General features: G+C 37.8%; 19 protein-coding genes and 5 pseudogenes. 13 read left to right on the top strand and 11 right to left on the bottom strand.

Features of this window, described 5'->3' with window-relative positions:
- Positions 1 to 61: 61 nt before the first annotated feature.
- From LNM86_RS02635 to LNM86_RS02615, 5 genes and pseudogenes are all read right to left on the bottom strand, one after another.
- A pseudogene (locus tag LNM86_RS02635) lies at positions 62 to 519 on the bottom strand (cytochrome c-type biogenesis protein).
- Positions 516 to 2501, bottom strand: a complete 1986-nt coding sequence (locus tag LNM86_RS02630) for a heme lyase CcmF/NrfE family subunit (RefSeq protein WP_241438321.1) — start codon at positions 2499 to 2501, stop codon at positions 516 to 518. The pseudogene LNM86_RS02635 and the gene LNM86_RS02630 overlap by 4 nt, the downstream one beginning before the upstream one ends.
- Entirely contained in the window at positions 2491 to 2988 is a 498-nt protein-coding gene (gene ccmE, locus LNM86_RS02625; RefSeq protein WP_241438890.1) for a cytochrome c maturation protein CcmE, read from the bottom strand. Before ccmE ends, LNM86_RS02630 begins: the two co-directional genes overlap by 11 nt.
- Positions 2989 to 3199: 211 nt before the next feature.
- Positions 3200 to 3389 (bottom strand): annotated as a pseudogene (locus LNM86_RS02620) (Arm DNA-binding domain-containing protein); the annotation flags it as partial.
- A 321-nt stretch (positions 3390 to 3710) separates the two neighbouring features.
- On the bottom strand, positions 3711 to 4289 hold the full coding sequence (locus LNM86_RS02615; protein WP_372712453.1) for a tetratricopeptide repeat protein: 579 nt from the start codon (positions 4287 to 4289) through the stop codon (positions 3711 to 3713).
- Positions 4290 to 4751: 462 nt separating this feature from the next.
- On the opposite strand from LNM86_RS02615, the pseudogene LNM86_RS02610 reads away from it, so the two are divergent.
- Positions 4752 to 5436: pseudogene (locus tag LNM86_RS02610) on the top strand (tyrosine-type recombinase/integrase); the annotation flags it as partial.
- Between the two features lie 196 nt (positions 5437 to 5632).
- Positions 5633 to 5834: pseudogene (locus LNM86_RS02605) on the top strand (helix-turn-helix transcriptional regulator).
- Between the two features lie 174 nt (positions 5835 to 6008).
- Here the strand turns inward: LNM86_RS02605 and LNM86_RS02600 are convergent.
- The 5 genes from LNM86_RS02600 to LNM86_RS02580 form a co-directional block, all read right to left on the bottom strand.
- Complete coding sequence (locus LNM86_RS02600; protein ID WP_241438319.1) at positions 6009 to 6413, bottom strand: hypothetical protein; 405 nt, start codon at positions 6411 to 6413, stop codon at positions 6009 to 6011.
- On the bottom strand, positions 6410 to 6775 hold the full coding sequence (locus LNM86_RS02595; protein ID WP_241438318.1) for a hypothetical protein: 366 nt from the start codon (positions 6773 to 6775) through the stop codon (positions 6410 to 6412). The genes LNM86_RS02600 and LNM86_RS02595 overlap by 4 nt, the downstream gene beginning before the upstream one ends.
- Before the next feature lie 100 nt (positions 6776 to 6875).
- Entirely contained in the window at positions 6876 to 7973 is a 1098-nt protein-coding gene (locus LNM86_RS02590) for a hypothetical protein (RefSeq protein ID WP_241438317.1), read from the bottom strand.
- Between the two features lie 604 nt (positions 7974 to 8577).
- A complete protein-coding gene (locus LNM86_RS02585; RefSeq protein ID WP_241438316.1) occupies positions 8578 to 9042 on the bottom strand; it encodes a hypothetical protein in 465 nt (154 codons plus the stop codon).
- 156 nt (positions 9043 to 9198) lie between these two features.
- Positions 9199 to 9723: a hypothetical protein gene (locus LNM86_RS02580; protein ID WP_241438315.1), complete on the bottom strand. Its 525-nt coding sequence runs from the start codon at positions 9721 to 9723 to the stop codon at positions 9199 to 9201.
- 227 nt (positions 9724 to 9950) lie between these two features.
- Here LNM86_RS02580 and LNM86_RS02575 point away from each other — a divergent pair, with 227 nt between their 5' ends.
- The 11 genes and pseudogenes from LNM86_RS02575 to LNM86_RS02530 all read left to right on the top strand — a co-directional run bounded on the left by LNM86_RS02575 (position 9951) and on the right by LNM86_RS02530 (position 24508).
- On the top strand, positions 9951 to 11117 hold the full coding sequence (locus tag LNM86_RS02575; protein WP_241438314.1) for a tyrosine-type recombinase/integrase: 1167 nt from the start codon (positions 9951 to 9953) through the stop codon (positions 11115 to 11117).
- Positions 11118 to 11335: 218 nt separating this feature from the next.
- Entirely contained in the window at positions 11336 to 11542 is a 207-nt protein-coding gene (locus tag LNM86_RS02570; protein ID WP_241437301.1) for a helix-turn-helix transcriptional regulator, read from the top strand.
- A 91-nt stretch (positions 11543 to 11633) separates the two neighbouring features.
- A pseudogene (locus LNM86_RS02565) lies at positions 11634 to 12149 on the top strand (DUF7146 domain-containing protein); the annotation flags it as partial.
- A 14-nt stretch (positions 12150 to 12163) separates the two neighbouring features.
- Positions 12164 to 12295 (top strand): hypothetical protein, encoded by a 132-nt coding sequence (locus tag LNM86_RS12930; RefSeq protein ID WP_372712435.1) that lies wholly within the window; start codon positions 12164 to 12166, stop codon positions 12293 to 12295.
- The gene (locus LNM86_RS02560; protein ID WP_241438313.1) at positions 12268 to 13884 is read left to right on the top strand and encodes a YfjI family protein; all 1617 of its coding nucleotides are present in this window, start codon (positions 12268 to 12270) and stop codon (positions 13882 to 13884) included. Before LNM86_RS12930 ends, LNM86_RS02560 begins: the two co-directional genes overlap by 28 nt.
- Before the next feature lie 561 nt (positions 13885 to 14445).
- Complete coding sequence (locus LNM86_RS02555; protein ID WP_241438312.1) at positions 14446 to 19434, top strand: DEAD/DEAH box helicase; 4989 nt, start codon at positions 14446 to 14448, stop codon at positions 19432 to 19434.
- A 1480-nt stretch (positions 19435 to 20914) separates the two neighbouring features.
- Positions 20915 to 21598, top strand: a complete 684-nt coding sequence (locus LNM86_RS02550) for an LbetaH domain-containing protein (RefSeq protein WP_241438311.1) — start codon at positions 20915 to 20917, stop codon at positions 21596 to 21598.
- 79 nt (positions 21599 to 21677) lie between these two features.
- Positions 21678 to 22187 carry a hypothetical protein gene (locus LNM86_RS02545; protein ID WP_241438310.1) on the top strand — a complete coding sequence of 170 codons (510 nt, stop codon included), beginning with the start codon at positions 21678 to 21680 and terminating at the stop codon, positions 22185 to 22187.
- A gap of 178 nt (positions 22188 to 22365) precedes the next feature.
- Positions 22366 to 23085 (top strand): hypothetical protein, encoded by a 720-nt coding sequence (locus LNM86_RS02540; RefSeq protein ID WP_241438309.1) that lies wholly within the window; start codon positions 22366 to 22368, stop codon positions 23083 to 23085.
- Between the two features lie 69 nt (positions 23086 to 23154).
- Complete coding sequence (locus tag LNM86_RS02535) at positions 23155 to 23652, top strand: hypothetical protein (protein WP_241438308.1); 498 nt, start codon at positions 23155 to 23157, stop codon at positions 23650 to 23652.
- Positions 23653 to 23728: 76 nt separating this feature from the next.
- Positions 23729 to 24508 (top strand): hypothetical protein, encoded by a 780-nt coding sequence (locus LNM86_RS02530; RefSeq protein ID WP_241438889.1) that lies wholly within the window; start codon positions 23729 to 23731, stop codon positions 24506 to 24508.
- Positions 24509 to 25375: 867 nt separating this feature from the next.
- On the opposite strand, the gene LNM86_RS02525 is transcribed toward LNM86_RS02530, so the two are convergent.
- Positions 25376 to 25828 (bottom strand): hypothetical protein, encoded by a 453-nt coding sequence (locus tag LNM86_RS02525; RefSeq protein ID WP_241438307.1) that lies wholly within the window; start codon positions 25826 to 25828, stop codon positions 25376 to 25378.
- Positions 25829 to 25871 lie beyond the last annotated feature (43 nt).

Genomic DNA, 25871 nt, shown 5'->3' with positions numbered 1-25871 from the left:
CGCATCATTATCAATAAGGTTAGATACATATAAAAACCAATTTTTCCCTACCATACCTCTTCTAACATAGTAGTATTTTTGACTTTTTTTCTTCAACAACACTTAAAATCATTATTTTCACTGCTTGCGTCCTTTTATCCGAAACAATATGGCACCTGCACCAATAAAGAGAATTATTAAAGGGGACAACCATAAAAACCAAGTTGTTTTATTAAATGGCGGCTTTAAAAGAATAAATTCACCATATCGTTCAACAAGAAAATCAATCACTTCTTGATTTGTATAACCCATTTTTAACCGTTCCCGAATTAACAACCGTAAATCACGTGCGAGAGAGGAATCTGAATCATCAATTGATTGGCTTTGGCAAATCGGACAACGCAAATATGAGGAAATCTCACGTGCACGTAACTCAAGAGCTGTATCCTTTAAAACTTCATCTGGCTCCACTGCCATTGCTAACGACAGAGAAAAAAGAGAGACAAAAAAAAGCCAAAGCCACAACAGACTCTTTTTCATCTCAACGCCTTTTTAAAAAATTTAAAGCGGAAAGCTATATTTTTATATAACCGAATACGGAACCAATAACCCAAAAGAGAAAGGCATCCCCCCATAGCCATCATCAATCCCCCTAACCAAACACAAATTATATAAGGTTTCCACCATATATGGACAGCAAGCCCTTGATCATCTATACGCCTCGGCACAATATATAACTGAGATAAGCCATGATTTTGAATACCAACTTCTGTTGTTGATGTGTTTTGACTTGAATAAAAACGTTTTGATGCTGTTACACTGCGGACTGCATTTTTATTTTCATATATTGTAAAATGAAATTCCATTGTAGAATAATTTGGACCAGCACCATCGTGAACTCCATCAAAATGAAGTGTTTTGCCTGCTATTGTCACCATATCTCCTCTATGCATGGTGAGAATACGCTCTTGCGAAAAAGTTGCAGCATAGACAATACCGAACAATGTGATACCTAATCCCATATGTGCTATTGCCGCACCAAAAACGGACCATGGTAATCCAATAAATCTCTTAATTCGTACCGACAATGCTATCTTTCGCTGTCCACTCTTTTTCCAAAGATCAACCAAACTGCTCAAAAAAACAAAGGCTGCAAGCCCAACTCCTAAAGTAGCAAAAATATCACGCAAAGATGCTGTATAAAATGTTATAAAACAGATTATAAAAACGAATATAAAAATAAACCACAAACGCTCAACAACGGCAAGAAAATCACCACGTTTCCATGCCATCATCGGTCCAAACGGAACCAGCACCAACAATAACAGCATTAAAGGACCACAGGTAAGATTAAAAAAGGCAGCACCTACAGAAATTTTTTGACCAGTTAATGCTTCAATCAAATAAGGATAGAGTGTACCGATTAATATTGTTGCTGTTATTGTTGTGAGCAATAAATTATTTAAAACAATCAAACCTTCACGCGAAATTGGCTGAAAAAATTTCCCTGTTTTCAAAACAGGTACACGGAAGGCAAAAAGAACAAAAGCGCCTCCTGTGAAGAAAAATAAAAGTGCAAGTATTGCTCGTCCCCGTGCGGGATCAACCGCAAAACTATGAACAGACGTTAAAAGACCAGAACGAACAAGAAAAGTTCCCATAAGAGAAAGGGAAAAAGTCAGGAGGGCTAAAAATAAAGTCCAACTTTTTAATGTTTCCCGCTTTTCAAGAACAAGAGCTGAATGCAAAAATGCTGTTCCTGAAAGCCAAGGCATAAACGAAACATTTTCAACGGGATCCCAAAACCAATAACCACCCCATCCTAGCTCATAATAAGCCCAATAGGAGCCAACCATAATACCCAAAGTCAAAAAGCACCAAGCAAGGAGAAGCCAAGGACGAACCAAACGCGCCCAAAGCCTATCAACATGTCCCATAATCAATGCTGCTATTGCAAAAGAAAAACAAAGTGAAAAACCAACATAGCCTAAATAAAGAAGTGGTGGATGAATTGCTAATGCGATATCTTGTAAAAGAGGATTGAGATCTTTTCCCTGTAATGCCGGTGGGCTAACACGTAAAAAAGGATTCGACATAAAAAGAATAAATAAAAGAAAAGCACTTGTAATCCAACTTTGACATATTAAAATAAGCGCCTTAAACTGTTCTGGTAAATGTTGGCGAGATGATGCCATTAATGTGCTAAAAAAAACCAGACTTAAAACCCATAAAAACATAGATCCTTCATGGTTTCCCCAAACACCCGTGATTTTATAGAGCATCGGTTTTTCCGAATGGGAGTTCTCAACAACATTCAAAACAGAAAAATCAGATACAATATAGGCGTAAACGATAATCAAAAAAGATAACAACAATAATGTAAAAGTAATATATGTTAGAGGAACTCCTGTTTGCATCAACAAACGCTCTTTCCACCAAACACCCAAAGTGGGTAAAAACGCCCCTAATAAACTTACAGCAAACGCTGCGGCTAAAAAAATATGACCCAGTTCAACGAGCACGATTGAATGATTTCTCCACACTGTGACGTTTGTTCAAGCGATCAGCTGTTTCTTTAGACATATAAGTCTCATCATGTTTTGCTAAAACACGCTTACCAATAAAAAGCCCCCGTTTATCAAAATACCCTTCCACAATAACGCCCTGCCCTTCACGAAAAAGATCTGGTAAGGTGCCATTAAAAAATATTTTTTCGTGTTTTGTATGATCCGTTACAAAAAAGATAACACCCCTCTCTCCAACATATTCAACAGTCCCCTTTTCAACAAAACCACCTAAACGTAAAGGACGCCCCGTTAGAATATCTTCCCTTGTAATTTCAGATGGCATTCGAAAAAAACTCATTGTATTATGCATGACGTAGATGATAAGACTTGCCGCAATTCCTACAATAAAGAAGCACAAAAAAAACAGCAGCAATCGCTTTTTTTTTCGCTGCTTTAAGATGACTCTCAATGAAGGAGAGTTATGAAATGATTGACTGTTTATAGACACTCTACAATTCTCTTTATAAACACCGTTATAAGAGCTTCGCATATCTTATAGAGAGGTGCAACTTTTTAGTCCAACACCTTTCCCCACCCCAAAAACCTCTTCAGCATTCGCTTTTCTCTAGCATTCGCTTCTCTCTTTTATATCAAAGAGTTACTTTTTCTCCCTACTTGCCCCTTAGTATATACCTTAACTAACCTGTATCACACTCCTTTAAAGAGACATTTCTTAAAGCCCCCAAGCCCATTTCACAACGGCGCCCGTGGATGGTATAACGGTAAAGCCATTGAGCACCACCATCTTTATACTTATGAAGCAACAAGCCGGCACCATCATACTCTTTACCAGCCCCCAATGTTGCGACAGCCCTTGGTATCGAGACGATTCATAACAGGCATTTATGCTCCTTTCTAAACTGTTTTCTCCCCACACGCCAGCCCCGCTTATGATGTGCAAATAAATGATAATGACTGATTCAACATAAGGGGATTTGAGATGAGCAAATTTTACAATATTCGGGGGTACAACTCAACAGGCAAAACAGTAAATTATCGTTACAAATCAATGCATTGTCTTTATTATTAAACTTAAATGCTTCAATCTCCTCATCACGTGCATAAAACTCTTCTCGTATTACCATCAAATCCCTTGTCTGAATATCTTTTCATATTGCCTCTATTTTAATAATTTAAACTCACTACAATCACTTTTTCAATATTTTAATCGGATATATCACGTAACTGAATGATCATCGTTTCAACACGTGATCGTCCGACAAAGTCTTCAGGCATTGTATCAAGAAAATTTTGTAAAAACTGCACCGCCTGCGTAGACTTTCCTGCCTGATGAAGTGCTTCAGCGAGTAATAAACGAGGATAAAAATCTTTTGGCGCTAAATTCACTGCTTTTTGAAACGCATTTTGTGCTTCTTGCGTAATCATTCCCCCCTCATACCCCACCAATGCCAACCCATATCCAACAAGTCTTGGAGCAGACTCTCCATTCAAGCGAAGAGCATCTAAATAAATGTTTACTGCATTCTGAAATTGGCCTTCTTCTAGGTATCCTACTGCTAACGCATCTGCTAACGTGCCATCACGAGGTGCACGAAAAAAAAGCACTTGTAAACGAACAAGCTGTTCATGCTTACTAAGCTTCTTTGGATCCTTATCCATTAACTCGTTAAAAAAATAACTTTTAACTTCTGGACTCCCTGTAAGACCATAAATACTCCAAGTCATCAGAAGAACAAATAAAACACTAAGCGCGTTAAAAGTATGTCTGTTTTTATGATGCATACAAGTCTTATCAAAATCAACCGAAGACATACGACACCTATAACTATCAATGATATAAGCTCTCCCTTCTTTTTTCATTCACAGTTATGGAACAAAAAAAGAATATTTGCGAGAAAAATAAGAAAAAATGCTGCCAAAACTTGTAATAGCATCTCATTTTGATACCAATTCGAAAATCAAAAAACGTAACCAATTTATACTCTTCCCTTATTCACAAAAACTCTGATGTGAAATGATAGACTCCTACTTTAACTTATGGATAGCATCGTAAAGTTTACCATTTATTTTTCTCATAAGTGTCAAGAACATAAAAACAAATTTTCATTTCTCGATTTTAATTACAAACAGATGTTATCTCTCAAAATTACAAAAGAATACCTTCCCCTTTATATTTTATAAAAATACTGTTGTATATTTACAGATTGCCCCTCATCAGAAATGAAAGAAATTATTCTCCTAGCTTTACGCCTCTATATTCTCCCCAAATGCAGCTGTTTATCCGTTTCAGAAATTACGCAAACAGATATATACACAATACACTCGCTCCTATCTGGCATACAAAAGCTGCAACAGCAGAGAGAGCACTTATCCACCTTAATCTCTGTCTCAAACGTGCTGCTGCATTGGGATTGGATGTTGATTTACAAGCAAACAGAAAAAGCACGCGTCCTCTTCAAAAAACAACTATGACACAACTGGCTTTGCGTCTGCTTATTCTTACAGGAGTTCATACATATCCTTTGCACCATATTCATAAGGATCAAGTTGAAGATGATATATAGATCATCCCCGCTGAAAATACTGAAAGGAAAGCGCAATGCTACAAAAGAATTTTGCGTGTCTTCATCATCAGAAGCATTAGAAATTTTGAAACAAGCGCGCCCCCTATCTCGCAATGATTTCTTTTTCTCCGCAACCGGTCGTAGTCCCCTTTCTGAAAGGTGCATGTCAAAATATATGAAATAAATTGGACTAAAATCCTACCTGCATGGTTTTCGCTCTCGTTTATGGGGTCGGCTAACAGAAACAACTGATATCCCCTATGAGGTAGTAAAACCATTCTAAAGCATGACGTGAAAACAAAGTAGAGCGTGCCTACCGTCGTACTGACTATCTAGAACAGCGCCGTGTTTTTATGGATAAATGAATGATTATATCACGAACAAATCTTAAAAGATGGGGGGTTGTACCTCATTTTACTCCATTATCTGTGGATAACTTTCTCTCTTCGTTCTCTCATTCCGTTTCAATAAGACTCATAAATTATCAAATGAGAAAATACATCATAACTAACTGTTTTTTTTTATGATTAAACTTATTTTTTAGATTGAAAGGATTTAGTTATGACTGAAAATGATATTTTTCTTACAGAACCGTGCCTGAATGCAAACCTTAAATAAAGTGCGAAATTATTGCATATGAGTGTTTCGACCTTTCATCAGCACGTGACCAATGGATCTAAAACTCTTAAAGTTTGGTTCTTTATCGCGTTGGTTACAATCGGATTTTATGGATGTGATTGAAAAAGCCAAAACGCAACGTTAACATCTCAGTAATGTAGCATAAAAAACTTGTCACGTAAGGACGGGCAAGGCTTTCTCAAATGATCGCAAATTTAAGGGTGCAAAAACCGCCCTATGACGCATTATCATAGGATGAGAATATACTATACTCAAAAAACTCCCTACAATCATATTGCTTAATAGACAGAGGAAAAAATTAAGGCTTGCATTCAGATGCGTTTTTATACCTTTTACAAAACGGGCTGTTTAAGCGCTTTTCGATACTTCGTTTTGGGATGACAGCACCACGCTGACAAATGGGGAGGTTTTTATAATTATAACACCAATATGGACCGCCATATCTATCACGAAAACCTGCTTGAATCATACAAGCATCAATGGATGCCATTTGATTCAAACTGAGTTTTCTATTTTCTGAATCAGTATCAATAAGGCTCGGCATTCCACATTCTAATAAGGCTTTTCCTATCTCAGTAAAATCTGCTCCTGGCTTTATCCATCCATGGACTTCCCCTGGAGTAGGTTTGTCGATGTTTTCAATGTCACATCCAGAAATATTTAACAGAACTATCCCACTTAATAATTTAAACAGTGTATTCATTTTTTGCTCGCTGTTCTCGTTGAATGAACGTTTTTACGATGTGGTGAACCATAATGCGATGTACACTTATCACCCACGTTACTATAACAACCATGGGGACTGGGATAACAAAATACCACTTTTCCTGCCTCTTTCATTGCGTTACTACCAAGGGGACTCTGGTCAAAAGTAGCGGGATTTCCACCAAATACTACACCAACAAAATCATCAGCGTGGTTTTCCAAGTTCACATAAGTTTGCTTGCAATTACTTAAGATATATAACGTATTTGCCATCTTTTGAGCGTTATAAGCTGGACCAAAAAGATTAATACTTGTGCTTTCTGCCATATCGTGGATGCTACGCTGCTCAAAATCACGCATCCGTTACCTACTGTCAAGCTACCACGGCTATGCGCATCAACATGCAATCCTGTATTGCCATAAAGAGACATTGTATTCTGGAATTTCTTGGTTGAATTGGTCAATCCAAAAAAAGTTTACTTTCGATAAACTTCTGAAAAACTGCTACCCCAAACTCTACGATCTTGTCTTCAGCTTGAGGGAAATGTGTAAAATAAAGCGGCTCATGATCATTATCAGCTAACTGGACCGCATTACGCGCTGCGTCATCTGGTGTGTTATAAATGCCATTGTAGAACATACGCCTGATGCCATCAGAACCGGCTTTTAAATGCTGCTCTTCTTCGGGTGTTAAATAATGATACAGAGGTATTTTTCTTCCATAGCTGTCTTTTATATACTCTCCATTTTCATTGATTGCATAGACTACATTGCCATTTTCATCATGCAAAACCTCACCCTCAAAATGCTCTTTGACATATGAGATTTTATAAATTTTACCCAAATATCCAAACAACTCATTCGATAAATCATTGATCATATCTAAGCGACTATGCACTGCCCCCTCAAGCAATGTGACATCTATCGGTGCCACAGTTTGGTTGGCTGCTGCGGTGTTGCGGTTGAGAGCATCAATGATTTGTCCAGCGTCTTGCCCCATCACCCTTTGGTTTGGTTGACCGGTTACAATGATAGTACCCTCACTGATAGCGGATTTGGTTTCCCCTTCCGCTGCATCCTTGGCTTTTCCATGATCTAAAGCATTTTTGGCAAGATTTTTGAGGACACCATATGTGCCCTGTTGTAAAACACCGCCACCAGAAACACTAACCCCATGACTGCTCGCTTTTGCATGGGCACTGTTGGTAATGTCTGTGGCTGTGATGCTTCCAGTGGTCAAACTGTTTTTTTCTGCCGGTGCACTGCTGGCAATAATGCCCCCTGTCAGGGTTGTGTTATCTTTAACGTTGATATCAAAACCGCCATCACCCGCTTTGATGCCTGATTGTTCCACAACACTGTGATAATCGCTGGAGGACTGATCCTTTTGTAAGGAGAGGCTTGTTGAGCCTGCATCGAAACTTTTGCTCCCACTAAAACCAACAGAAGCAGTCTTCTGCTTGTTGGAAGTTTGTCCACTATCACTGCGACTGGTAATGGTCAAGCTTTCCCCCACATCCACTTTGACCTGATTTCTAGAAACTACAGCGCCTGCCAATGTGGTATTCCCCCCCACTGCTGGTGTGAACAGTGCCCGTGCCTATAATATGGCTGTTTTTATGTTGAACGGCAACACATTGATTTATAAAGATAATTTACTGTTTTGCATATTGAATTAGACCCCCGAATATTGTAAGATTTTCTCATCTCAAATCATTCCATTTTGTATCAATTAAAGTCACTTATTTGCACGTCACAAGCGGGGCTGATGTGTGGGTAAAAACAGTTTAGAAAGGAGCAAAAATGCCTTTAATGAATCGTCTTAATGCAAGGGCTGTTGCAACATTGGGGGCTGGCAAATATAATGATGGTGCCGGCTTGTTACTTCCTCACTAGAACCTTCCCCTTGGCTAAAAGAAGCATTGCCTGTCCCCCCTGCGCCACCAGTGCCATAGCTGTATCCAACATTGACCGAAGCGCTTTGCATATAACCTTTGCATATAACTTTGTGTGTCTTGGGTGTTTTTGGCACTTTCAAAGATGATATGCTGATCTCATGCTAGGAAGCTAACAACCATCAAAAAAAGATAAGAGGGACGATTATGACTTCGTCCTCCTTTTTCCATTCGTGTTTTTTATCTCATTACCTTTTAAGGATGAGCCTATCGATGTTGATGATTTCTTTTTAAGGGGTGCTTTGTTTGTTTGCTTCTCTTCTCATTTTCAAGTTTTTTCATCAAAGCACGCTCCTGTTCAGTTGCATTGGTCACACCAAAGGTATCATTATCAAAAAACTGCTGATATCCAGCTATCATGAGATTGGTTAGAAACGAGTCACTTTTTGGAGGTTGTGTAAAATAAATCCCTTTTGAATCTTGCAATTTGTACCGATAACCTGCTTTTTTCATGCACTCATAAACTGAGGCAAATTCACTCACACGCCCATCCATATTATCAGGAGAAGCATAAACTGGTTTCCAACCACATTGTGAAAGTGCTTTTTGGATCGCAGGCTGACTAGCACCAGGCTTTTCCCATAATGCTAAAGTTGATGGGGGTGGTTGGTTAATACATCCTGTTGTGCTTAAGAGCACTATACCGCTTAATAATTTTAAAATTTTCTTCATTTTTTCCTCCTTTAAGGGATTTGCACTAAATAAAATGGGCACAGCACCTTGTACCCGCATTTACAAAACACGTATGGACGGTATAAGAATCTGTAAATATTTTCCACATTTCTTTCCAATCATTGCTGCCAATAGGCACTGTCTTGTAAGCTATCGTCATGACCACTGGTCCATGTTCACAAAATCATCTTTATGCCCATAAAAACTGACTGTGGTTTGTTTGTCTCCACTCACATATGCTAACAGACCAGCTGTAGCTGCGGCATTGGATGCTGGGGCATAAAGATTTATCTTGGTGTTTCCTGCTCTATCTTGCACACCTTGACGTTTTAAAGAACTCAACGTGTTATAAATTGTCATAGCACAGCGACTATGAGCGTAAAGTTCCACCCCACTGCCGTGTCTATACAGCAGATCCTGTGCTTCTTGTGTTGAATTGGTCAAACCCAAAAAATTATTTTCTAAAAGCTTTTGATACCCTGCGACCAGCAGCTCTAATATGGTTGAGTCTGCTTGAGGAAAGTCAACAAAATAAAGTCGATCAGTTTGATTGTTGGCATGTTGAACCGTATAAACAGCAAGCTCTTCGGGCGATGTAAAAATCTCATTGGAAAAGACATGAACCCTGCCATCAGAGCCTTTCTGTAAAGGATCATTCTCCTCATCAGTTAAAGGATGCAATTGGGGAATTGGTTGTCCACAACTGTCTTCTAGAAGATCCCAATTTGCATCAATAAGACATTGATTTATAATAATAATTCACTGTTTTGCATGTTGAATGAGACCCCCGAATATTCTAAGATTCTCTCATCTCAAACCTGCTTATGCTGAATCAATCAAAATCATCCCCTTGCACGTCACAAGTGGGATTAACGTGTGGATAAAAAACCATTTAGAAAGGAGTAAAAATGCCTTTAATGAATCGTCTTAATGCAAGGGCTGTCGCAACATTGGGGGCTGGCAAATATAATGATGGTGCCGGCTTGTTACTTCATAAGCGTAAAGATGGGGGTGCTCAATGGATTTACCGATATACCATCCACGGGCGCCGTCGTGAAATGGGATTGGGTGCTTTAAGAAATGTCTCTTTAAAAAAAGCTCGTGAATTGGCAACTGGGTGGCGTTCTGTTTTGCATGAGGGGCGTGACCCCATTAAAGAACGTGACAAACAAAAACGTGAGGCAATGCGTAATCTCCATTATTTAAAAGATATTGCTTTGGATGCTTTTGAAAGTCGTAAAGCAGAATTAAAAGGAGATGGTAAAAATGGTGAGTGGTTTTCACCTTTAAAACTCCATATTCTCCCTAAATTAGGTTGTCTGCCGGTTTCAGAGATTACACAAACTGATATACGCAATACACTTGCTCCCATCTGGCATACAAAAGCTGGGACAGCTAATATAGCACTGATGCGTCTCAATCTTTGTTTTAAACATGCTGCTGCAATGGGATTAGATGTTGATTTACAAGCAACAGAAAAAGCACGCGCCCTCTTAGGCAAACAACGCCATAAAACGCAAAACGTACCGGCTATGGATTGGAAAGATATACCGGCTTTTTATAAAACACTCTGCAACACAACAACCATGACACATTTGGCTTTGCGTTTGCTTATCCTTACAGGCGTTCGTACCTATCCTTTGCGTCATATCCATAAAGATCAAGTTGATGGTGATATATGGACCATCCCTGCTGAGAATATGAAAGGAAGGCGTGATGCTACAACAGAATTTCGCGTGCCTTTATCATCAGAGGCATTAGAAATTTTGAAACAAGCACACTTGCTTTCTCGCAATGATTTCTTTTTTTCTACAACCGGTCGTGGTCCTCTTGCAAAAAATTGCATGTCACTCTACATGCAAAAAACTGGTCTTGATGCCTGCCCTCATGGTTTTCGGTCTAGTTTACGCGATTGGTTAGCAGAAAAAACAGATGCCCCTTTTGAGGTAGCTGAAACCATTCTAAGTCATACCGTCGGGGGTAAAGTAGAACGTGCTTATCGTCGTACTGACTATTTAGAGCAGCGCCGTGTTTATATGGATAAATGGGCGGCTTATGTCACGAGCAAATCTTAAAAGATGGGGTCTTGTACCCCATTTTTACTCCATTATCTGTGGATAACTTTCTCTCTTCGTTCTCTCATTCCGTTTCAATAAGACTCATAAATTATCAAATGAGAAAATACATCATAAAGTACTGTTTTTTATGATTAAACTTACTTTCAAATCTCAATAAAATATGGTTAATAAATACTTATGATTTGTTACTCTTTTTAGATTGAAAGGATTTAGTTATGACTGAAAATGATGTTCTTCTTACAGACCGTGAAAGTGCAAAATTATTGCATATAAGCGTTTCAACATTCCGTCGCCATGTCACCAATGGAGCTTTACCAAAGCCCTTAAAGTTTGGTTCTTTATCGCGTTGGTTAAAATCGGATCTGTTGAATGTGATTGAAAAAGCCAAAACGCAACGTCAACATCTCAGTGATGTGGCATAAAAAAACCTTGTCACGTAAGGACGGACAAGGCTTTCTCAAATTATCGTAAATTGAAAATAGCAAAAACCGTCCTGTGACGCAACGTCTAAGGATGAGAAAAATGTATGATTTTATAAATGCTCGGGGCATTACAAATGCCTTGCGGGGTGTCTGGCATGGTGCTTATGGACTAGCTCGTTGCCCTGCCCATGATGATCAAGTGCCTAGTTTAGCTCTTGCTAATGGAAATGATGGGCGTCTCTTGCTTTATTGTTATGCCGGCTGCTCTTTTAGAGAGATCTTACAAGCTCTTAAGAGCATTGGTCTTATCAATACACAAACATGTTTTGATAAAACTTATGATTATAGGTTTTCTCTCTCAAAACAGTTTTGTTGTGAAGATAACAAGGCAAAACAGAAAGCAGAGAGAGCTCAAAAGATTTGGAAGCAAAGTCAACCAATTAAAGAGACCTTAGCAGAGCTTTATTTACGCAAGCGTGGGATCACTTGTAACTTGCCCCCCTAGTTTACGCTTTCATAGCAAAGCCCCCATCCCTCTGGCAAAACCATCCCCGCGTTGGTTGCTCTTGTTGAGGGTGGTGGCTCCTTTGCAATCCATAGAACCTTTTAACAAGACAATGGATGCTTGCTGCCCGTGCTTATCGCCAAGGCTTCAATGTCTTGATGATGCAAGCTCCCGAAGGAGCTGATTTTAATGATTTTTTACCCTTTGAAAGGAATATCTTATGGACCACAAAAATAAAACTGATTTAACCAATAACAATGGCAATACTTCTTTAAATGATACTGATAACGATAACAACCCTGTCTCTTTAAAGGAGCATCCCTGTTTACAAGCCATCCCTTATGAACAGGCTTTGCAACAAATGGGCTGGGGTGAAATACAACCAATTAGCAATGCTCTTTTACCGGTCGAGCCTTTTCATGCTACACAAGTTCCATTGGTCTTGGGAAGGTATATTTATGATATTGCTGACCATCAACAATCCCCTGTCGATTTTGTGGCTGTCTCTGCTATCTGTGCTTTAGCAGCTGTGATTGGCAATGGGGTTCGTATCGCTCCAAAACAACATAGTAATAATTGGAAGATTGTTCCTAATCTGTGGGGGATGATTATTGGTCAACCTTCTGCACGAAAAACACCTGCCATGCAAGCCGCTTTAACACCTATCGCTCACCTGCAAAAAGAATGGTATCAAGAATGGAAAAAACAAAAAAAACGTGCAAAAATTAAAGAAATTCTTGAGGAGCTCAATCAGAAAGAAAAGAGAAAACAAGCTTCTAAAGCTCTTAAAAAAGGAGATTCTGAGGCTGCCAATGCTCTTTTGTCGGAAACCCTTTCTAAAGACAATGAAAAAGATGATTGCCTCTCTCGCTTTATTGTCAATGATGTGACCGTCGAAAAGCTTGGGGAATTACTCAATGAAAACCCGCGGGGATTATTGATGGTTCGTGATGAACTTTCTGGTTTTTTAGCAAACTTGGAACTTAAGGAATATCAAACAGACCGTGGGTTTTATTTACAAGTTTTTAATGGGGATCAACTCTATACCTATGACCGTATTGGGCGTGGAACGATTCATATTCCCAATGCAACCCTTTCCATTATTGGGGGAATACAACCTTCTCGGATTATTCCTATCATTCAGGCAATGCTTTCTGGAAAAGCAGATGATGGTTTATTGCAACGGTTTCAAATGATGGTATGGCCCGATAAGATAAAAAAATGTACATGGATTGATAGAGACCCCTTAAAAGATGCCTATAAAGACTATGAAGAGGTGTTTCGTTCTTTTCGCGATAAACCCTTGGGATCACCTGAACACCCGATTGTGATGCGTTTTTCTCCCGATGCACAAGAGATGTTTAGTGAGTGGTGGGAAAATCATCAGAAAGAGATCAGAAGAGATGATCTCTCTGAACCCTTACAAGCGCATTTAGCAAAAATGGACAAAACCATACCAAGCCTTGCCCTGATTTTTGAACTTGTTGAAGGGGGTCGTTTTGAAATCACTCTCCCTTCTCTTTCCATGGCTTTGCGTTGGGAAAACTATCTGTTAAGTCATGTAAAAAGGCTTTATGCTGCTGCGGATATACTGATAAAAGAGCGTGCAAATTTGATTATAGAGCGCTGTGAATGCTTACCTGAGGTTTTTACTGCTCGTGATATCTACAGACGCTGCTGGACGCATTTAAAGGACAAGGAAGCGGTCAAACAAGCTTTAGAGCTTTTATGCCATACAAACCACATTCGCAAAAAGTTCATAACCCATCAGACAAGTAAATCGAGTACCTATTATGAATGGCATCCTTTGGTAAAAAACGAGAATGCAAGGCAATAAAGCGAATGAACAGAAGATGATTTTAAAGAGTGCTGGCAAAAGAGAAAGATATGATCTGAATGGATAGTCATAACTCAGGTCATATTCTTGTCAGTCGTTGTCGGTTGATTTACCCCCTCATTTTTAAAAAAACTTTTCGATAAAAATAAAAAACATTATATTTCAATATGTTAGTAAGTTTTGAGAAAAAAAACATCCCAATAAGATGATTTATATAGACAATTAATGATATCAATTGAATAAAACCTGTCAGTATCTGTCTAAAAATTGAACTGACAGCAATTATGATATTTTGAGATCATAAAACACTTCAAAATAACTATTTTGATCTCTTAAAACACGGTTCGAATTTGTTTTTATTTCCGTAAAATGAATAGTAAATTTTACTACTTTGCTGTTTATAATTGCAACTTGTTAAATTTTTTTGAGGGAATTGATAGGTTTTCGCGCCATTTTGGTTTATTGGGTACTCGATATTTGTTCTAAATGTATTTATGAAACGCCATTGTGATTCTTACACTGTTAATGAGTCAATGTCATAAGGTATGGAGTTTCTCTATAATGTCTCAAACCATCAATTTTGATAACAAACAATCCTCTTTACGCTCTCTCTTACAATCCTATCGTGAAAAATCAATCTCAGATCAAGAAAAGCAAAAGGCTTTCGAAAAGTTTGTAATTGCTTATCTCACGCAAGACCCTCTCCAATGCCAAGAATATGAAACGGTCCAAAGCTATAGAGACGTGGCTGATGTGCATGGATGGAAAGGAAGCGATGAAGATACGGATATTGATCTGGTGGCAAAAATCCGTGATTGCAATGAGTATGTCGCCATTCAATGTAAATTTTATGAGAAAAATTATCAGATCACGCAAGAAAACATTGAAAGCTTTATCGCCATCTCAGGTAAAAATCGTTTTAAATATCGCCTTCTTATTGACAGCACGCAAGGGGAATTAAGCGAAAACGCCAATACCATGATTGAAGGACAAGCGGTTCCGGTTTATCGCATTAATCTCTTCAATATGGAAAACAGTGCAATCGATTGGGGGATTTTTGAAACAGAAGGGAAAATTGTTCTTAAAGATAAGAAACAAAAGTTGCCTTTTACTCATCAGAAAGAAGCCATTGAAGCTGTCTGTGAGGGTTTAAAAGAAGCAGACCGTGGCAAGCTGATTATGGCTTGTGGAACAGGTAAAACCTTTACGAGCCTTAAAATAGCAGAAACTCTTGCGGGTCAAGGCAAGCGTGTTTTGTTTTTGGTGCCTTCTCTTGCTCTTATGTCACAAACAATACGAGAATGGACAGCGGATGCACAAATCCCGTTGCGTTCCTTTGCTGTGTGTTCGGATAAGCAAATAGGCAAGCGGCGTTTCAATAATGATGATGATGCTGAACTGAGTGCTTCAGATCTTGCCTTGCCTGTCACAACCGATGCGCAAATGCTTGGAGAGAAAGGAAATCAAGTTTCTCCCCATGTTATGAATGTTGTTTTTGCTACTTACCAATCAATCCAAGTGATTGCTGATGCACAAAAGAACCATGATTTACCTGAATTTGATCTGATCATTTGCGATGAAGCCCATAGAACAACGGGGGCGGCTTTGGGAACGGATAAAAGTGAATCTGATTTTATCAAGGTTCATGATAACAGCATTATTCAGGGCAAAAAACGTCTTTACATGACCGCAACCCCGCGCATCTTTAGTGACAATGCAAAAAGGCGTGCGGATGAACTTGATGCCGTGCTGGCTTCTATGGATAATGAGACAATCTATGGAAAACAGCTCTATTTTTATAGTTTCTCCGATGCCGTCAAGAATGACCTCTTAACGCCTTATAAGATTATTGTCTTAGGTGTGGATGAGAGCATGGTGCATGATACAATGGACATTCCTACCAACCATAAGAATTATGAACTTCTTCTTGATGATAGAACAAAGATCTTAGGCTGCTACCAAGCTCTTAGCAAAATCGATCTGAAAGTTGATCTTGGCGATGACCCTAACCCCATGCGTCGTGCTTTAGCTTTCTGTAAAGATATTAAAACCTCGCAACGCATTCGCGATACCTTTGAAGGCAAGGGTGTTAAGAGAGCTTTCCGTAAAATCCATAAAGAACACAAAGATACCCCCCCTCTGATCTGTGAGGTACAACATATTGATGGGAAAGATGGTGCCAAGAAACGAACGGAATTGCTTGATTGGTTGGAAGATGATGCGGGGGAAAATACCTGTCGTATCTTAACCAATGTTCGTTGTCTCTCTGAAGGTGTGGATGTCCCTGCTCTTGATGCGGTGATGTTTCTCCACCCGCGCAAAAGCCAAGTGGATGTGATACAAGCGGTGGGGCGTGTGATGCGTCGGGCTCCCAATAAGAAAAGAGGTTATATCATTTTACCGGTTGGCGTGCCGGCTGGGATCTCCCCCGAATTGGCTTTAAAAAACAATAAGAAATACAGTGTTGTTTGGCAAGTTCTCAATGCTTTGCTTTCGCATGATGAGAATTTTAGCAAAACCCTTAATCAAATGAACTTAGGGCAAGATGTAAGTTCTATTATCGATATTGTCACGGTTTCTCAAAAGATGGAGATAGAAAATGTGACAACCGTTGTTGATGATGTGCCCTTACAAGCGAAAACAGAAAGTGCACATGCTTCTTTTGCTACGACTGTCCGTAAATCCCTTTCTCATCATAATGGGCAAGGACAATTGCTTCTATATAAGGCATTTCCCAATGCTTTTAGGGCATTTCTTGTCAAAAGATCTACTATGAGTGACTATTGGGAAAATTGGGCTGGCAATGTTGCTGAGATTGCGCAAAACCATATCAACCGCCTACAAAATATGCTTGCTGATGAGACAAGTGAAGCACGCCGTGCGTTTGATGCGTTTCTCAAAGAATTACAAAACAACTTAAACAGTGATATCAAGCAAGAAGAAGCTGTTGAGATGTTAGCGCAGCATCTTGTCACGCGTCCTGTGTTTGAAGCTTTATTTGATGGCAATCAATTTGTTCAAAACAATGCCATCTCACAAGCAATGGAAAAGATTTTAAAGGAATTAGACAAGACAAATATTGAAGAAGAGTCAAAAGAGCTTAAAGAATTCTATGACAGTGTCAAATTCCGTGCCTCTGGGATTACCGAACCCCATGCAAGACAAAATCTGATTATCAAACTTTATGAAAGCTTTTTTGCCAAGGCTTTTAAAAGAACCACCGATAAGCTTGGGATTGTTTACACCCCTGTTGAGGTTGTGGATTTTATTATTCATTCGGTTGATGATGTTTTACGGAAGGAATTTGGCAAGAGCCTTGGTTCACGAGGTGTCTCTATTCTTGACCCCTTTACGGGAACAGGTACTTTCATCACAAGGCTCTTGCAATCCGATCTCATTAAACCAGAGGATATGGAATATAAGTTCCGTCATGATATCCATGCCAATGAGATTGTCTTGCTTGCTTATTACATAGCAGCGATTAATATTGAATCGACTTATCATAGTCTTATGAAAGGAGATTATATTCCCTTTAAACATATTGGTTTAACCGATACGTTTCAAATGGTTGAAAAGCAAGATCTGATGAAGGGCTTACTAGAGGAAAACAGCGCCTATTTAGAACTTCAGAAAAATCTAAATATTGAAGTGATTATTGGTAATCCTCCTTATTCAACAGGTCAAAAAAGCGAAAATGACAACGCAAAAAACACCTCTTACCCCATATTAGATAAACATATCAGTGAGACTTACGCTGCTCAATCGAATGCAATTCTTCTGCGCAATCTTTATGATAGCTATATACGAGCAATTCGCTGGGCAAGTGACCGTATAAAAGACTGTGGTGTTATTGGTTTTGTTAGTAATGCAAGTTTTATAGATGCAAATTCTATGGATGGTGTGCGTAAATGCCTTGTTGAGGAATTTAGCAGCCTTTATATTTTCCACTTACGTGGTAATCAACGAACCTCTGGAGAGCTTTCTCGAAAAGAAGGTGGAAAGATTTTTGGTTCTGGATCACGAGCACCTATTGCAATCTCCATTCTCGTAAAAAATCCAGAATCCAAACAGCGTGGTAAAATATATTTCCATAATATTGGAGATTATCTCACAAGAGAAAAAAAACTCACAATAATCGAAACTTTTGGTAGTATTGATGGCATTACACGGAGTGAACACGGTTGGAAAATTATTACACCAGATAAGCATGGCGATTGGATAAAGCAACGTGATGACAGTTTTAAAGCATTCCTATCCTTAGGGTATAAAAAAGGACATGATAAGAAACTCTTTGAAACGTTTTCTCTTGGGGTTGTAACCAATCGTGATGCGTGGGCATATAACTCAAGCCGTGGGAATCTAGCAAAAAATATGAGTAATATGATTACTTTCTATAATAACGAGGTAGAACGTTTTAATAATGCTTATCCACATGCCGACCGTAAAACACATATCAATGCTGTAAACAATTTCGTTAATTCCGATGAAAAGAAGATAAGTTGGAGCCATAGTATTAAACAAGAGTTAGTAAAAAGGAAGTTTTTTGACTTTGAAATTTCATGTTTCACACAAAGCCTTTATCGCCCTTTTACTCAACAGTGGCTCTATTATAATCGCACCTTTAACGAAGCAATTTATCAAATGCCGCGTATATTCCCTATAGGAAAAGCGGTTGAAAATAAGGTAATACAACTTACGGGTATAGGAGCAAAAAAAGACTTTTCTGTACTTATGACTAAGGATTTGCCTAATCTAGATACAATAGAAAAAGGTCAATGCTTTCCACGCTATATTTACGAAGATGCTGCGATTTCAAAAGGTAAAAATGAGAAACAATCTCATTTATTTACAAATTCTACAGAAGAAAGCAAAACAACTGGTTTACAACGCCGTGATGCCATTACTGATGAGGGATTAGCACATTTTAAAGCTGCTTATCCTCATGAGAACATCACGAAAGATGATATCTTCTATTATGTTTACGGTCTCTTGCATTCAGAAGATTACCGTGCTCGCTATGCTGATAATCTCTCTAAAGAACTCCCTCGCATCCCTTGCGTAAAGAGCACTGAAGATTTCTGGGCATTTGTTAATGCGGGTCGTGAATTAGGTAATTTGCACGTCAATTATGAAACGGTAGAGCCTTATCCCGTGACCTTTAAAAAAGGCAATCCAAAACTTACAGAGATCTCTAATCCTGAGAAATTTTATTACGTTACAGAAATGAAATTCGCAAAAATCAAAAATAGTAAGGAAAAGGATAAAACCACTGTTTTTTATAACAGTAATATCACGATAACAGATATTCCTCTCGAAGCTTATGAGTATATCGTAAATGGTAAACCCGCTCTTGAATGGGTTATGGAACGGCAATGTGTAAAAACTGATAAAAAGAGTGGCATTGTTAATGATGCCAATCGCTATGCACTTGAGACCATTGGCAACCCTGCTTATCCATTGGAATTGTTCCAAAGGGTTATTACGGTAAGTTTAGAAACAATGAAGATTGTTAAAAACCTGCCAAATTTGGAATTAAGAGAAACTGAATAGATTTATGAATCATGCCAATCTCATAAGAGGTATAGATCTTATAACCATAATCTATACTCTCTTATTAGGTTGCTTACCTATAATCTTAAAAGGAATGATTTACCATGCGATACTCTAAAAAGAGAAGCCTTGCACTTTTAGACACTCTTATTTGGATTGCTTTAAGGATTTTAAGAAATCCCATCTTAAATAGAATGAGATTTTTTTACATTGCCTTTAAAAGATTATATCGCAATCTCAAATGATGCCTTTCATATCTTTCATAAGCTCTCTTTAAAGAGAATTATACGTATTAATAGGTTGTATTATCAAGAGAGATTGTTTTTTGAAGCATTGATAAAACTTAATATATTGAAATATAATATTTTTTGTCTTTTTAGTGTTTTTTCTTTAAAATACAAAGTTTCAAAACTCAAAACCCCGCTCAAATTGATAAGTTACTCTTTATAACACGCCTCATAACCATCTCTTGTCTTTTGAGAGGCATTTAAGAGCCATATGCCCTCTCATAAAACATGGTTTAAACACGCATTCTAATCATAACAATTGTCTTTTAAAATTTACTGACAAAATTTGACAAAACAGACAAAATGCGTGTCATTAATTCTCTATATTACTCACATTGCTTTTATACGTGATGTTTTAAAATTTTGAAAAATACTAACCTATTGAAATATAATGTTTTTATTTTATCTCAATTTTTTTAAATAAAAGGGGGGCTAGATTAACTGACAAAACAAACAAAAGAGACAAAAGCCTATTTAAAAGGCATTTTGATAAGGATATAAGAATTCAAAATGTTTTTATAAAAATCAAAACCGCATGATCATATTATCGTTTGTTTTATGAGAATGATGCGGTGGCTATAGAGAATGAATCAAAACAATAGATTTGAATCAAAAGCGCTGGTTATAAAGACGCGGTCTCTATAAAGCTGTTTAAATTACAAACCTCTTATAAAAAATTCACAAAAATATTCACAAGTTATCTCATAAAAATAATGATGCGTTATAAAGTTAAAAATAGGCATTATGAGAGCGTTTTTAGTTATTATGATGTTTAAAAGAGAAAAATAACGCAATTGCGTAATATAGAGTCAAATAGAGACAATAAAACAGAAAATATTCATAAGCATATGACGCATATTTATACATAATGGTATAAAAAATAATTATAAAAAACACAAAAAATAATAAAAGATAGTTGACAATAAATACGTAATTTGTTATATAAATACTCAAGTGATCAAAACACTTACGAATAGCGGATAGGTTACGAAACAACCTTTCCCATGTCTTTGAAAATACTGACTGTCTTTTGTGCTCTTGTTAGTATATTAAGATTCTGTCGGGTGTGGTTACACCATACAATACCCTTATGGGGAAAGTGTAACAACGGACTATTCGCCGTGTTTTGAGCGCCCGATGCCCTTTATAAGGGTGTAAATTCAAAATAACCTAACGAATAGAAAGGATTTCAAATGAAATCTACAGTTAAAAACACCCCTGTTATCTCATCCAAAAAATATGAATTCACATATGATATGCAATGCGTCAATGGTCACTTATTATACCGTATCCGTGCTTTAAAAGACTTTGCTGATGTCAAAAAAGGTGACCTTGGGGGGTATATCGAAAAGGAAAGCAACCTCTCTCATGATGGGGACTGCTGGGTTTATGATCAGGCTCGTGTCTTTGAAAAAGCTCGTGTCTTTGGGAATGCAAAAATCAAAGGTTATTTTGTCGACGTTTATGGCAAGGCAAAAATTTATGGCAATGCCCATGTGCAAAATGCTGTTGCAATTGAAGGGAATGCAAAAATTTATGATAACGCCTCTGTAACGAATTATGCTCATATTTCTGATGATGCTGTGATTTGTGATGATGCCCATGTCGGGGGCAATGCAAAAATAAGTGGCGCTGCTCATATTTGTGATCATTCTCAAGTTTGTGATGATGCCGTGGTTTGTGGGGCTCTTATCTCAGGCAATTCTTATGTACATAGTGCTGCCTCTTTAACTGCTGATGATCATATTTGGGACGAGGCATATCCGGAATTGGGTAGTGAAGATGATTATTATCGTCACGAATATTATGATGATTATGGTTATGATGATGATTACCAATATGATTGCAATTCTGAAGATGCCAATCAAGCAGCGTAAATAACACCACGGGCGCTGCGGGGGTGCCCCTCTTTAAACTTCATTCAAATTTTATCGATTATTAGATTAGGAGCTCCCTATGACCACTATAAATGTATCTAAAATTGTATCCAAAAAATATGAATTAACAAATGAAACCCGTGTATGTGCTAATAGCACCCTTTATCGCATTCGTGCTTTGAGAGACTTTGATGATGTTAAGGCTGGTCAATTGGGGGGCTTTATTGAAGATGAGAGTAATCTCTCTCATGAGGGCAATTGCTGGGTTGCTGATGATGCGTATGTTTTAAAACCCGGTCGTGTTTATGAGAATGCTAGGGTTTATGGCAATGCTGCGGTTGGTGGTTTTGTTTATGGCAATGCGCATGTTTATGATTTTGCCAAGGTTTTTGCCAATGCCCATGTCTATGATAACGCACGGGTTTTTGATAGTGCAAAAATTATCAGTAATGTCCATATTTATGAAAATGCAAGTGCCTATGGCATGGCTATTGTTACTAAAAATGCCTATGGCAATACAAGAGAGAATGTTTATACAGAACGGCTCTCTCCTTATGGCGAGATTTCCTTTGTAATGTGTCGTCCATAAAAAGCAGCATAAATAACACCGCGGGCGCGGCGGGGGCGCCCCCTTCTTAAGAACATTTCATTCAAAATTTATTAAATATTTAGATTGGGTTTTCTCATGATTAAGTACAGTTGTAACTAAAAAATATGAATTAACAAATGAAATCAAAGAAATTTACCAAAATAAGGATGGTAAATTTGTGCCTATAAATCTTTATCGCATTCGCGCATTAAGGGATTTTGATGATGTAAAGGCTGGTCAATTGGGTGGCTTTATTGAAAATGAAGATAATCTCTCCCATGATGGCAATTGCTGGATTTATGATCAGGCGTGGGTTGCTGACAATGGCGTCGTGTCTGAAAATGCAAAACTTCGTAATGAAGCCGTTGTTGCTAAACATGCTAAAGCTTATGGGAATGCGGTTATTAGTGATCATGCTAAAGTTTATGGTCATGATACCCATGTTTATGGCAATGCCAAGGTTTATGATCATGCTAGTATCTCAGGGAATATGTGGTTTCGAGACAAGGGATGGGTTTATGGCAAGTGCGTGGTTAATGGGAATGCCAAGGTTTATGGTCATGCCAAGGTTTGTGGTCAAGTTTATGACAATGCCGTGGTTTATGGAAAAGCCTTTATTACTATAGAGGCAAAAATATATGACAATGCAAAAGTTTTGCATAGTGCTTATGTGAATGGCTCTGTTTATGGCAATGCAAAAGTATCGGGCTCTGCTTATGTAAGTGAGGGTGCTCATATTTTTGAAAATGCTAGGGTTTATGGAAAAGCGGTTATTGAAAAAAATATCAAGATTTATGGCAATGCAAAAATATTTGGAAATGCGTATGTTCGTAATGAAGTAAGTGATGATGTTATAATCAATAATCGTGAAAAAATTATCGAAAATGAAGCAGCATAAATAACGGCGCGGGGGGCGCCTGCTTTCCAAATCTTTCATTTCAAATCTCATTCTATAAGGATTGTTCCTATGCAAAAGAAATTTGCACTTACAAATGAAACGCGTCTCTTTGGTAATCGCATATTGTATCGCATTCAGGCTTTAAAAAGCTTTTCTGATGTCAAGGCTGGTCAACTCGGTGGTTTTATCGAAAATGAAAGCAACCTCTCCCATGATAGCAATTGCTGGGTTTATGGTAATGCTCTGGTTTTAAACTCAGGTCGGGTTTCTGAAAATGCTAGGGTCTATCATAACGCTATTATCGCTGGTTATGTCTATGGAAATGCTATCGTTCTTGGTAAATCGATCATTTATGACCATGCTCATGTCTATGGTAATGCACAAATTTATGATCACGCCCGCGTCGTCAATTATGTTCATATTTGTGAAAATGCTCATAGTCACGGCATTGTTATGATTTTAGAAAAGACGCGCGATGATATTGAAACAAGGTCTTATATCGAATTGCTTTCCAATAATGAAATAAAAATCATCTGGCTGCGTAATAAAGCCTTTTTAAATCTTTAAAGCGCGGCGGTCATTCCCTTTTTCCAACATTTTCCATGCAACTTTTTTCACAAGAGAGATTGTGAGAGCTCTTATGATGTCTAAAAAATACAAACGAACCAATGAAACAAAACAACTGAAAGATAAAATTACACAAAAAATTACAACGCTTTATCGCATTCAGGCTTTAAAAAGCTTTTCTGATGTCAAGGCTGGTCAACTCGGTGGCTTTATTGAAAAGGAAGAAAATCTTTCTCATAACGGTCTTTGCTGGGTTTATGATAATGCATTGGTTTATAAACATGCCCGTGTTTATGAGAATGCAAAAATACGAGGCAATGCGCAAATTTGTGGTCTTGTCTATGGCAATGCTCAGGTGCATGATAAGGTGTTTATTTCTCAATATGCAAAAATTTATGACAATGCATTTGTTTATGATAGTGCGCATGTGGCTGGCTATGTTTATGGCAAGGCTCGTGTCTATGGCAATAGTCGCGTTTCAATTGAAGCCCATGTTTATGGCAATGCGCATCTTTTTCATAATAGTTATCTTTTTGAATATGCAAGGCTTTATGGCAACGCTAGAGTGTTAGGCTCTGCTTGTCTTTTTAGCACTGCGCATGTTTATGGCTATGCTGTTGTTAATAGCCGTGCAAAGATTTATGGCAAGGTTTATGATTATGCAAAAGTGAGTGGCTGTGCGCAAATTTATGGCTCTGTTTATGGAAAAGCTCAGGTTTCTCATACTATCAAGGTCTTTGGTCGTGCTTGTGGGCGTGCAAAACTGAATCGAAAAAGTGAGATAAGAGAGGTTCCAAAAAATAAGGAGGTTAATAAGAGCGATATTCTTATAGAGATTATTGATACTGAAGAATAAATACCAAATGCGGGGGGCGTTGGTTTTATACCATTTCAAAAGACAAGAGTGCAAAAAAGAAAGCCGTGCCATTTTACGTGACGCGGCTTTATGAAAATATATTAAGGAACTCTATAAAAGAAATTGATAGCAAGTGGCTATATACAAAACGTATTATATTGCAAGCTTTGTATTCGCTTTATAAAAACTTATCCAAAATAATATAAAGGAATGATTATGAAAGCGTTCTTTTAGATTATCACATTTGAATGAAAAACATGTTAGCTCTGTAATGATTTAAAACCTATTTATACAATGCCCTCATTTTTGAGGCGGTCAATTTGAAAGAAAGCACCTTCTCAAAACGCCTCTTTAAAAGGTATTAAGCTCATTTTTTGAATTAGCAAAATTAACCACTCCAAATTTGGATGCGTTCTCTTTCTATAGCTCTCTTTAAACATCTGCGTTTAATGATGTTATCTCTCAACTTCTTTCTGTTTATAAAAAAGGTGCCCTCATTTTTGAGGTGACTAAAATCGCTCAATCCAAATTTGAATTAACCCCTTTCAAAAAAAAGTTTCAAATATTTGCATTTAAACAAGCCCTCATATTCAATTGCGTTCTAACAATGCGATTTAATTATGATAAAAACGTCTTGTACAATTTATGACATGTTATGAATGATAACTGCTTTGCATTTCATTTGAATGCTCTCATCTGTTATAATATTGGCATCATGATTTGCTTTTTATGCTCTGTTTATAGATGGCTATTGTTTGTAAAAAATGTTCAATTGAATCGTGCATAAAAGTATGGATTCTTATGGGGATTCAAATAAAATAATTACACTCAAGCTATTGACTTTATTGTATTTTTTGTTACAATATCTTATTTTGCATCTTTGCGATAGATGATCTTGCCATCTTTATCATGATCCATAACAACGATTGAATGCTTTTTGATACGCATCATTTTGGAAGATTCATCGCTGTATTTAAAGCATTCTTTCAACAATTGGGTTGTCATTTCACGGTTTTCATGCACGATCTGTTCCAGCTTATGGATATCTAGTAGTTGTTCAGCTTGATGCGCTGTAGCAGTGTCGCAATTGAGGGAAGCGATTGTTTTTTCAGCTTCTTGCCCAGTCAATGCCTTTAGCTCTGTCTCATTAGTAATGATGAGAGCGCCATTATTGCTAGCTTGAGTACTTGCACTGTTGATGAGGTCCGTAGTTGTGACACTTTCTGTTGTGAGACTGTTTTTTTCAGCAGATGCCGTGCTGACAATAATGCCTCCAGTCAACATCGCTTTCTCTTTTATAATGATATCAAAACATTCCACCTCTGCCCCCTTACCCCCTGATTTCTCCATAACATTGATATAA

Source organism: Bartonella machadoae (assembly GCF_022559585.1).
Classification (GTDB): domain Bacteria; phylum Pseudomonadota; class Alphaproteobacteria; order Rhizobiales; family Rhizobiaceae; genus Bartonella; species Bartonella machadoae.
The sequence above is the reverse complement of the archived record's forward strand: the minus strand, read 5'-3'. Positions and strand labels throughout refer to the sequence as shown.